The organism is Bacillus sp. P4_D3 (assembly GCF_056401855.1).
Map to the genome: position 1 here is coordinate 1 of NZ_JBFUIN010000095.1, position 10,229 is coordinate 10,229.

Here is a 10,229-nt window from a genome sequence, read left to right on the forward strand (position 1 = left end):
TATCAAACATCCAATAATCATTGCTAAATAAAAGCTTGTGAAATAATACGAAACTCTTTTCAAAATTAATAGCAATTGGTAACGTAAGAGCTATTGGAAAAATAATTGTAAGAATCGCTCCGTGAAGTAAAAACTTTTCTTTTTTCTTTTTTAATAAATACGCTCCTCCTAATACAGCAATTACAATCGTTCCATACATTATATATTGAATCTTTACTAAAATATTTTTAACATCCACAAAATGAATGCGGCCATTTGTGGACATATCTAATGTCGGCAATTGTAATGCACCTTCATAAAACGGCGATAAATATGTAATAAGCACGTCATAGTTTCTCTTAATTTCATCTTTCGTCATATCCGCTAAATCTGGAATATTTAAAAAATCAATTTCTAAATAATACAACCATTTTCCATATACAACTATCGTTGCCGCGAGAGCGAAAACAGAAAATGCTATGCTATAGGAAACTACTAAAGTGATCAATCGATCCAATATGTTTATACCACTCTTATTTTTCTTCATTTTCTCCCCCTAAATGTCCTCATCATCATAAAGAAAACTGTTTTCGGTTCTCACGTAAACAATAATAATATGTAATACACAGTACAGCAATACTTGACCAAAACGTAAAATAACCAATTTTCTCTACAAACAAATGCATAATCCCGTATCTCGGCATTTGCCAAAATAAATAATCAATTGCATCATTATGTAATGTCCATATGCCAGCTACAGTGAAGTGCCATTTTTTTATCCGATAAAACGGAGCATATAACATTCCCTGCACTGCCATCGCAAAATGAGATAACATTAACATATATCCCATAAGGCCAATAGGACCTTTTACATAAATCGTAATTGCATTTACAACAACAGCCCAAACACCATATTTTATTAAAGTAACTATCGCTAACGCTTCTATTAACCCCCAGTTCTTCTTCATCAAAAAAGCAATTAAAACAAAGACAAAAAAGAGACTCGCCATAGGGCTATCTGGTACAAACGGCCAAAATATAGGTGAGGTTTCTTTTAATTGATTTCCATACCATATGAATCCGTAAATTGTACCTAATATGTTAACAACCAATAAAAATAATAGTACCGAACGTTGCCTTAACATTGCATACAAGTAAACCAAGCTGTATGTCCAACACCTTTCAAACAAAGTAATTCTTTCATCGAACTCTACTCTATTATATAGCAAACTTTCCGTCATCAAAATAAAAAGCTGACTACAGATTTTGTAGTCAGCTTTTCTATTATTTTTTATTATACTTTGCAACGAATTCCGAAAGCTTTTTCAGTTCCTCATCTGTACCTTTAAATACCCCTTTAGGCATTGAACCTTTTCCATCTTTCGCAATTTTAGCGATTTCTTCTGGTTTTAAAGTTAAGTTTTGCAAAGCCGGTGCTGCCGCCCCGCCCTGTAAATTGTCACCATGACACGTTAAACAAGTATTTTTTTGCATTAACTTGTAGCCGTCATCATTTTTATCAACTGGTGCTGTTTTTACAATTGCTCCTTGTTTTTTTGCAGCTTCCCAGTCGTGGTGTGCTACAGATTCCCAAGTTAAAAAAATAATCGATGCAATTGCTAAAAGCATAAACCCTGTTGCTACAGGACGCTTCAATGGCGCTCTTTCTGGGCCTCGATCTAGAAACGGAGCTAATAGTAACGCTCCAAACGCAATCCCCGGCATAATAAACGCACCAATTACAGTAAATGAGCCTGAAGCGTACGAATACTTTAATAACTGATACAAGAATAAGAAATACCAATCTGGAAGTGGTATATATCCTGCATCTGTAGGATCCGCCATTCTCTCAAGCGGTGACGGATGCGCCACTGTTAAACATAAATAACCGATTAAAAAAACTGCACCAACCATCCATTCTTTTAACAAGAAATTCGGCCAAAACGCTTCTGTTTTCCCTGGATATTCAGAATAATCTTTTGGAATATTTGGGTTCCGAGCTACCGGTACCCGAGAATCTCCTACAAACTTCATCCCTTTGCCGCGATGCATAATCTCCCTCCTTTTGTTCTTTCCCCTTTAATTTAGCAATCTCTTATAGCGGACCGGAAATACCTTGTTTGCGAATCATGATGAAGTGGAAGGCCATTAAACCTAGAAGTGCTGCTGGTAAGAAGAAGACGTGAATAGCAAAGAAGCGAGTTAATGTTTGAGCGCCAACAATTTCAGAATGACCAGCGAGTAATGTTTTAATATAAGGACCAATGAGCGGCGTTTGCTCTGCGATTTGAATCCCTACTTTCGTAGCAAATAAAGCTTTCATATCCCACGGTAATAAATATCCGGTAAAACCAAGACCTAACATAACAAAGAAAATAAGAACACCAACAATCCAGTTTAACTCACGAGGCTTTTTATACGCACCCTGGAAGAAAACTCTGAGTGTATGTAAAAACATCATTACAATTACGAGACTGGCACCCCAGTGGTGCATACCACGAACAATTTGTCCATACGCCACTTCATTTTGTAAATAGTAAACCGACTCCCAAGCATTTTTAATATCAGGCACATAATACATCGTTAAAAACATTCCAGACAAAATTTGAATTACAGTAACGAAAAAGGTAAGTCCTCCGAAGCAGTAGACGAATGCAGAAAAGTGATGCGCCGGGTTAACATGCTCAGGTACTTCATGATCAGCGATATCACGCCATATCGGTGTAATATCTAAACGTTCGTCCACCCAATCATAAATTTTATTTAGCATCTACTTTGCACCCCCTTTTGGCTTCGCTTTTCCTAAATAAAGTGTTCCATCTTTTACTTTGGATTCGTATACGTCAAGTGGAGMAAGAGGCGGTGTGCCTTTAATGTTCATCCCATCTTTTGTGTAACGTCCCCCGTGACACGGGCAAAAGAATTGATTAGGATGTGCTTTGTCCGAATTCCAGTTCACTGTGCAACCTAAATGTTTACACACTGGAGAAAACGCAACAATGTCTCCGCTTTCATCTTTATGCACCCAAGCAGATTTTGGCTCTTCAGACTTGTACCATCCGTCAACCTGCTTCACCTTAAAATCGAAGCGCTTCGGCTCTGTTGTAATATCCTTTACTTGTCCAACAGCAACCATATCTGTTCCCGCTTCTTTTCTTAACACCGGATCAAGCGCAAACCGCGTCATCGGCATTAAAATACCCGCCGCCATAAAGCCTCCTACCCCTGTAAGTGTGTAATTTAAAAACTGTCTTCTTGACACACGATGTTCTTTCTCGCTCACGAAAATTTCCCCCCTCTATCAGAAATTGTCCCCTCGTGAAAAAATTATATAAAAAATAAATACTAGGACACTATCATGATATAATACCCTCTTGTATAGGTCAATATCATACTACTCATAATAATAAGAACTTTCTGTTTATTGTTACCTTATCCATTTTTCTTCCAACATTAMCATAATATTTTTTATGTGAGCACGAATAACTTCCCTTTTCGCTTGATCACTAAATTGCTCTAATGATAACGATGGAAACCAAAATAAATCACCCTGCAACTCTTGCATATCTTCTTTCCATGAAAAATCACTTGTCACATAGGCAATATGCTTAAAACCTTGCCTTTGCAAATGATCTGTCCATTCTTGCAAACGGTCTTTTTCATTCTTTTGGCTCTCTACCAAATACGTAAATGCGGGCAGTAAAAGCACTCTTCCTTTATACTCCCTTTCAAACTCCATACTCAAAGCCTCAATAAATTCACCTTGCTCTACAACCACTTTCATTTCTTTTGCTGCCGAAATAGACAAAAGGGGGATAATCCCTGTATCTACATACTCCCTCGCTTGCTCAAACTGTTCCACATCTTTTACAATCCATTTCACCTTTTCTCCCCTCCTTCACCGTAAATGACAGAACTTTCACTTTATATATATTAAACCATACTAAAAGAGGTAAAAAAAGAAAAACTACCTATTATTAAGTAGTTTTTCTTAAAAAGTCTGAAATTCGTAAAGATTACATAATCAAAATGAATTCTATAAAATTTTTAACTCTGCTGTTAACCTATGAAATGCTTCCTTATCTTGCTTATCCAAAGCTTCATCAATTTGTTTCAAAAGACGCTCTCTTCTAAATGAGAATACACTTTCTTCTAAAAATCGTTCTGCAAGCAATCGATCTTTTTCATTCACTTCAATATGCTTTGGCAAATATGGATTTTCTTCTAATACAGCTACATAGTTTGCATTTTGGAACGATGATTTAAAATTAAGCTGAATATAAATATCCTCATCTCGATTCAAACGAATATCATGAAACGACTTTTCTGCATCTGTTGTCATTACATTTTGTTTAAAAAAGTGAAACGGTGTGTCTTTCACACAATTCGCTGACATTACTAAGCCACGCGGACAATATTTTGCATGTTCTACGAAGTGGACTTTATGCATTAATTGATCGTGACTCATTAAATAATTCAAAATCCATACACATTCACGCTGTTTCAGTTGGTAATTATTCAAAAACCATTTTACAAAATCCTTCTTCTCGTTTACAGAAACAGGGGTATTCATAGCGATTAAGTCCCTCCTCTGTCTTGCTCTTTTCTTTTTAGATTCAAGAAGCGGCATTCAGTTTCCTTCCAACTTACGAAAAATCCTCTAAATTATATAACAATTCTTCAATATGAATTTGTGTCGGGTCTAGTTGTATTAACTGCGTAAATACTTCTTTCGCCTCTTTTCGCATTCCTTCTTCTAATAAGAAATAACCGTACTCTTCCAAGAAATCTGGATGATTCTTAAAAGAAGTATATGCACTTTCATAGTGTTTTAATGCATCCGAATACATTTCTAATTGTTTTTTTGCAAATGCAAGATCCCAAAGTAGTTGTGTATCTGGTTCTCCACTGTCAATTGTACGCTCTACAACTGCAATTAGCTCTTCGTATTTCTCTTGTTCTTTTAAGATATACGCATATTTTAATGTCGCACCTAAATGTCCCGGATCTAGCTCCAGCGCTTTTTGAAGCACTTCTTCTGCCTCCGCTATTTCACCTAATTTCGCCGCAATATTCGCTAATTCTACATAGAAAGGAACAGAAAGCTCATCTACTTTAATTCCTTCTTGAAGTGTTTCATAGCTTTCTTGAAGCATGCCTTCTTTTTCATAGCTTTTCGCTAAATACATGTATAACGATGCGTACTCAGGATCTAATTCTTTTAATTCTTGCCAAGCACCAATTGCTCTTTGATATTCTTCCCCTTGGTATAATGTGAAGGCATATCCAAATAGTGAGTGAATATCTTTTTGCTCTTCTAACCCCGCCTCATAGTAAGAGATTGCCTCTTCCCAGTTTCCAATAGCACTTAAAGTTTCTGCTAGACGAAGCGCAATGACAACACCGCCCATAACTTTATGTTCTGCTAGTAACGATTCATAATAAGTGATCGCCTTTTTCTCTTCACCTTTACTACTATATAATTCTGCTAATCCAAACGTAATAACAGGTTCGTCTGGCATCATTTCTTTCGCCTTTAATAGTTTTTGTTCTGCTACATCATCAAAACCTTGCATTTGGAATAAATCTGCAACAAGTAATAGCGATTGAACATATAGATCATCATTTTCTGGAATATCATGAAGCACTTCAATCGCTTCATCTTCTTTATCTAAATCAATATATAATTCTGCTAAAAATAATGTAAATTCACTTTCTTCTGGATATAACAAGCGTAAATCATCAATAATTGCTAACGCCTCATCCATAAACCCAAGTGTATGATAGTAACGAGCGATATCATACTTCTCTTCATCATTAGCAACTCGTAGTTGTTCTTTTAATAATTGTAATCCTTTTTCGGCTTCACCGTTTTCAATATAAGAAACAGCTTGTTCAAACTTTTGCATAAACGTCTCCTTTAATTCAAAAAATATTCTCTTCTGTTCATTTATCATAAGCAACTAGGTGTAAGAACGCAACCTTTTGAGTGAACTACCTCTTCCTATATTTGCTCTTATAGCGCAGCTAATTGTTCGAAAAATTTCGGATACGATACAGCGACCGCATCACTATTCTCTATTTTCACTTCTCCATCTATAATACACGATGCGATTGCAAGCATCATCCCAATACGATGATCGCCGTGACTATTAACAGTATTTCCTTTTAAACTTTGTTTACCATATATAATCATACCATCTGGTGTAGGTTCAATCTTCGCGCCTAATTTGCCTAATTCATCTACAACCGTATCGATACGGTTTGTTTCTTTTACTTTTAACTCCTCAGCGTTTTTAATAACAGTAATTCCTTCTGCCTGCGTTGCCAATAAAGCAATTACAGGAATTTCATCAATTAATCTTGGAATAAGAGTTCCACCAATTTCTATTCCTTTTAGTTTAGATGTTTCAATCGTAATATCTCCGCACGGCTCAAACTCTTCATTTCTAATATGATTGATAGAAATAAGTGCACCCATCTTTGTTAATACATCTAAAATCCCTGTTCTCGTCGGATTTAAACCAACGTTTTCCAATACAAGCTTACTATTTTGGACAATTGCACCWGCTACTAAGAAAAATGCCGCCGAAGAAACATCTCCTGGAACTTCTATGTCTGCACCTTTAAGTTGTTGTCCGCCTTGTAATGAAACGGTCCGTCCATTAACATCTACGGTACAACCAAATGCACGTAACATTCTTTCCGTATGATCACGAGATTGCATAGGCTCTGTTACTGTAGTTACGCCTTCCCCTTGCAAACCCGCAAGTAAAACTGCTGACTTCACTTGTGCACTCGCTACTGGTGAATGATAATGCATACCTTTTACCTTACCACCGCGAATAGATAAAGGTGTATATTGTCCGTTTTCTCTACCATCAATTTGAGCATTCATCTTACTAAGCGGGTCTGTAACACGTTTCATAGGACGTTTTCCAATTGATGCATCCCCAATTATCGTACTATGGAACGGCGTATTTGCTAAAATTCCAAGCATAAGACGAATAGTCGTCCCTGAATTTCCCACATCTAATACTTCTTTCGGTTCTTGCAAATTTGCTAATCCTTTACCATAAATCGTGACATCGTTCCCACTCTGTTCAATCTGGACACCTAGTTTTTGAAAACATGCAATTGTACTTAAACAATCTTCTCCTAATAAAAAATTTGATACTTTCGTCGTCCCTTCCGCTATCGCTCCAAACATAACAGAGCGATGTGAAATAGATTTATCTCCTGGAACAACAATTTTCCCATTCAAACTATTTTTTCGTCCTACTAGTTTCAAACTGTATCCTCCTCACATTTTAAATAGTTTATATGTACAATAGTTCTTCTTATACGTCTACTTCTATTGTAACGTTTTCTTTCTTGAACGTGCAAACAACTCCCCTTATTGCAGTTCAAATGAAAAAGGCTCCTGTTACAGGAGCCTTCACCATTTCTTAAGAATACGTTTCTTCTTTCTTCACTTGTTCTTTTACAAGTTCCGTAAGTAATTCAATAATCTCATCATTTTCTTCTTTTAATCCAACAGTAATACGAATACCATCATGCATACCAAATGCTGCACCAGAACGAACGATATATCCTTTTTTCATTAATCGTTCGAAAGCTTCATTACCAGGTATACCGAGTTTCAAGAAAATGAAATTCGTTTGAGATGGATAGTAGAATACGTTATATTCCTTACAAAATGCATAATATTGATTTAATCCTTCGGCATTTTTCTTCACACACTCTTGTAAAAACTGTTGATCCTCTATTGCCGCTACTGCTACCGCTTGGGCGATAGTTGATGTGTTAAATGGTAGTCTTGCTACCTCTAGCTGCCCAATAAGCTTTGCATCCCCAATCGCATATCCAATACGAAAAGCAGCTAATCCATATGCTTTTGAGAATGTGCGTAGCACCATAAGATTTTCGTACTTTTCAAGAAGGGGTAATGTTTGCGGATAATCTTCTGCCCCAGCATATTCATAATATGCTTCGTCCATAATAACGAGCGCTGACTTTGGAACTGATTCTAAAAATGAAAGTAATTTTTGTTTTTCTACATATGTACCTGTCGGATTATTCGGATTACAAATCCATACAATCTTCGTTTTCTCATCTACTTGCTGTAACATTGCGTCTAAATTGTGAATACCATTTTCAAGTGGTACTTCCCGAACTTCCGCTCCTTCAATAACAGCATGATGATAATATTGTGAGAACGTAGGATTCGCCATTACAACATTTGTTCCGTTATGTAGCAAAGCGCGACTAATCATTTGAATGACTTCATCTAACCCGCTACCAAATAAAAGTTGTTCCGCTTTTACACTTAAATGCTCTGCTACTTTCTCACGAAGCTCAAAAGCCGCCCCGTCCGGGTAGAGTGCATATTGATTGGCTAACGAAGTTAATGCTTCTGTCACACGCGCAGAGCAGCCAAACGGATTTTCATTCGATGCTAACTTCACAATTTTTGACAATCCATATTCTCTTTTTACTTCTTCAATATTTTTCCCAGGTACATATGCTCTCAAAGTTAACAATTGCTCTTTTACTCTCACTTTTCTTCCCCCAGTCATTGATATGATTTATAATGTCTTACTGTCATCTTTAATCATAACCGTCACCATTACGAGAATACCTTTAAATATGCATTTCATACCTGTTCTATGACTTTTTACACCATATCCTTTTGAAATGCTTCTAACGCAATATGAACAGTCTCATCTGAAATAGATACGACATTCACTCCCCCATATTCCTGCATAAGCACCATATGAATTGTTCCAGCATTTGCTTTTTTATCTTGTTTCATCAACTGAACGAGACGTTCTACATTCAAGTCACTTGGCATTTTTGGATAACCGTATTTCAAGAACCACTGCTTCATTTCTTCATAAGAAAGATCAACTTTGTACACTTGCTCACTTAAAAACATAGCAAATAGCATGCCAACCGCTACTCCATCACCGTGAGTAATATTCCCATATCCTAACTCTTTTTCAAGAGCATGTCCTAACGTATGCCCAAAATTCAAATGGGCACGTACACCTTTTTCTGTTTCATCTTGCGACACAATATTCGCTTTCACAGGAATCGCCTTCGTTAATATATGAATTAACTTTTCATCACGAAGATCCGTTAACGTTTGCACTTCTTCTTTTAACCAATGATATAGCTCTACATCACCAATAAGAGCATGCTTTATCACTTCTGCATAACCTGATCGCCACTCTTTTTCAGGAAGTGAATGTAAAAATGGCGTATGATATACAACAGCTTCTGGCTGATGAAACGCTCCAAGCATATTTTTTCCTAGTGGATGGTTAATTGCTACTTTCCCGCCTACTGCGCTATCATGAGCTAATAAAGTCGTTGGAACTTGAACAAAGCGAATACCACGCATAAACGACGCGGCAACAAATCCAGCCAAATCTCCAATCATTCCGCCTCCAAGTGCGATGATTAAAGAATTTCTATCTAATTTATTTTCAAGAGCCGAAGTGTGAGCCTCATAGAAATTTTCAAAAGACTTCTCTTTTTCGCCACTCGGTACAACAAACGAAAATACTTTTTGCTCTACTTGCAATGCATCAACAACTGTCTGTAAATGCAGTGATGCAACAGCTTCATCAGAAATGATCATTATGTTAGATACTGCAGGATTCATTTTTTGAATAAGCGTTGTTAAGTGTGACAACGCCTCCCTTCCAACATGTACATCATATTCTTTTGATTTCGTTTGAATATGTATGTTCTCCATTAAAATCCCCTCGCATATTCATTATGTTTCTCAATATTTTCACGTATAAGATCGATACGATCCAATCCAAATTGTTCAATTAAAGCTGTCGCGAGCTCCCAAGCGACAACAGCTTCAGCCACAACGCTAGCTGCCGGTACTGCACAACTATCTGAACGTTCAATACTCGCTGTAAAAGGTTCTTTCGTATCAATATCAATACTTTGAAGCGGTTTATACAATGTCGGTATCGGTTTCATAACACCGCGCACAACAACCGGCATACCAGTTGTCATGCCACCTTCTAATCCACCTGCATTGTTCGTTTTTCTTCTGTATCCTTGCACTTCATCCCAAAGGATTTCATCATGTACTTCACTTCCGGGTCTATGTGCTGCTTCAAAACCAATTCCAATTTCAACACCTTTAAAAGCGTTAATACTCATAATTGCCGCTGCTAATTTTGCATCTAATTTTCTATCATAATGTACATAGCTACCTACTCCGA

Annotated in this window: 12 protein-coding genes; all 12 read right to left on the minus strand. The window is 36.8% G+C overall.

What is annotated here, in order from left to right; all coding sequences use genetic code 11:
- A partial coding sequence (locus tag AC1DTM_RS12755) for a TIGR01906 family membrane protein (protein ID WP_477000305.1) occupies positions 1–526 on the minus strand: 526 nt, incomplete at its 3' end.
- A 25-nt stretch (positions 527–551) separates the two neighbouring features.
- Positions 552–1,142, minus strand: a complete 591-nt coding sequence (gene lhaT, locus AC1DTM_RS12760) for a lipoprotein heptaprenylglyceryl N-acetyltransferase LhaT (protein ID WP_033714683.1) — start codon at positions 1,140–1,142, stop codon at positions 552–554.
- 121 nt (positions 1,143–1,263) lie between these two features.
- Positions 1,264–2,031 carry a menaquinol-cytochrome c reductase cytochrome b/c subunit gene (qcrC, locus tag AC1DTM_RS12765; protein ID WP_002158583.1) on the minus strand — a complete coding sequence of 256 codons (768 nt, stop codon included), beginning with the start codon at positions 2,029–2,031 and terminating at the stop codon, positions 1,264–1,266.
- A 43-nt stretch (positions 2,032–2,074) separates the two neighbouring features.
- On the minus strand, positions 2,075–2,749 hold the full coding sequence (gene qcrB / locus AC1DTM_RS12770) for a menaquinol-cytochrome c reductase cytochrome b subunit (protein ID WP_000932700.1): 675 nt from the start codon (positions 2,747–2,749) through the stop codon (positions 2,075–2,077).
- A complete protein-coding gene (gene qcrA, locus AC1DTM_RS12775; protein WP_477000306.1) occupies positions 2,750–3,262 on the minus strand; it encodes a menaquinol-cytochrome c reductase iron-sulfur subunit in 513 nt (170 codons plus the stop codon). It abuts the gene before it with no gap.
- A 144-nt stretch (positions 3,263–3,406) separates the two neighbouring features.
- Positions 3,407–3,862, minus strand: coding sequence for a YpiF family protein (locus tag AC1DTM_RS12780; protein ID WP_477000307.1), 456 nt, complete (start codon positions 3,860–3,862; stop codon positions 3,407–3,409).
- Positions 3,863–4,015: 153 nt separating this feature from the next.
- On the minus strand, positions 4,016–4,552 hold the full coding sequence (locus tag AC1DTM_RS12785) for a ReoY family proteolytic degradation factor (RefSeq protein ID WP_002086615.1): 537 nt from the start codon (positions 4,550–4,552) through the stop codon (positions 4,016–4,018).
- A 73-nt stretch (positions 4,553–4,625) separates the two neighbouring features.
- A complete protein-coding gene (locus AC1DTM_RS12790) occupies positions 4,626–5,888 on the minus strand; it encodes a tetratricopeptide repeat protein (RefSeq protein WP_016104332.1) in 1,263 nt (420 codons plus the stop codon).
- Positions 5,889–5,995: 107 nt separating this feature from the next.
- Entirely contained in the window at positions 5,996–7,270 is a 1,275-nt protein-coding gene (aroA, locus tag AC1DTM_RS12795) for a 3-phosphoshikimate 1-carboxyvinyltransferase (protein WP_002158587.1), read from the minus strand.
- Between the two features lie 157 nt (positions 7,271–7,427).
- Positions 7,428–8,540: a histidinol-phosphate transaminase gene (gene hisC, locus AC1DTM_RS12800; protein WP_016104331.1), complete on the minus strand. Its 1,113-nt coding sequence runs from the start codon at positions 8,538–8,540 to the stop codon at positions 7,428–7,430.
- A gap of 116 nt (positions 8,541–8,656) precedes the next feature.
- Positions 8,657–9,742, minus strand: coding sequence for a 3-dehydroquinate synthase (gene aroB / locus AC1DTM_RS12805; protein ID WP_246908554.1), 1,086 nt, complete (start codon positions 9,740–9,742; stop codon positions 8,657–8,659).
- Positions 9,742–10,229, minus strand: a 488-nt coding sequence (locus AC1DTM_RS12810) for a chorismate synthase (RefSeq protein WP_477000308.1), incomplete at its 5' end; no start/stop codon positions are given. The genes AC1DTM_RS12810 and aroB, both read right to left, overlap by 1 nt.

What these genes read in the sequence shown, in the direction of transcription:
- AC1DTM_RS12790 (WP_016104332.1), bottom strand. Translation starts at nt 5,888, where the DNA reads ATGCAAAAGTTTGAACAAGCTGTTTCTTATATTGAAAACGGTGAAGCC.
- qcrC (WP_002158583.1), bottom strand. Translation starts at nt 2,031, where the DNA reads ATGCATCGCGGCAAAGGGATGAAGTTTGTAGGAGATTCTCGGGTACCG.
- aroB (WP_246908554.1), bottom strand. Translation starts at nt 9,742, where the DNA reads ATGGAGAACATACATATTCAAACGAAATCAAAAGAATATGATGTACAT.
- qcrB (WP_000932700.1), bottom strand. Translation starts at nt 2,749, where the DNA reads ATGCTAAATAAAATTTATGATTGGGTGGACGAACGTTTAGATATTACA.
- AC1DTM_RS12785 (WP_002086615.1), bottom strand. Translation starts at nt 4,552, where the DNA reads ATGAATACCCCTGTTTCTGTAAACGAGAAGAAGGATTTTGTAAAATGG.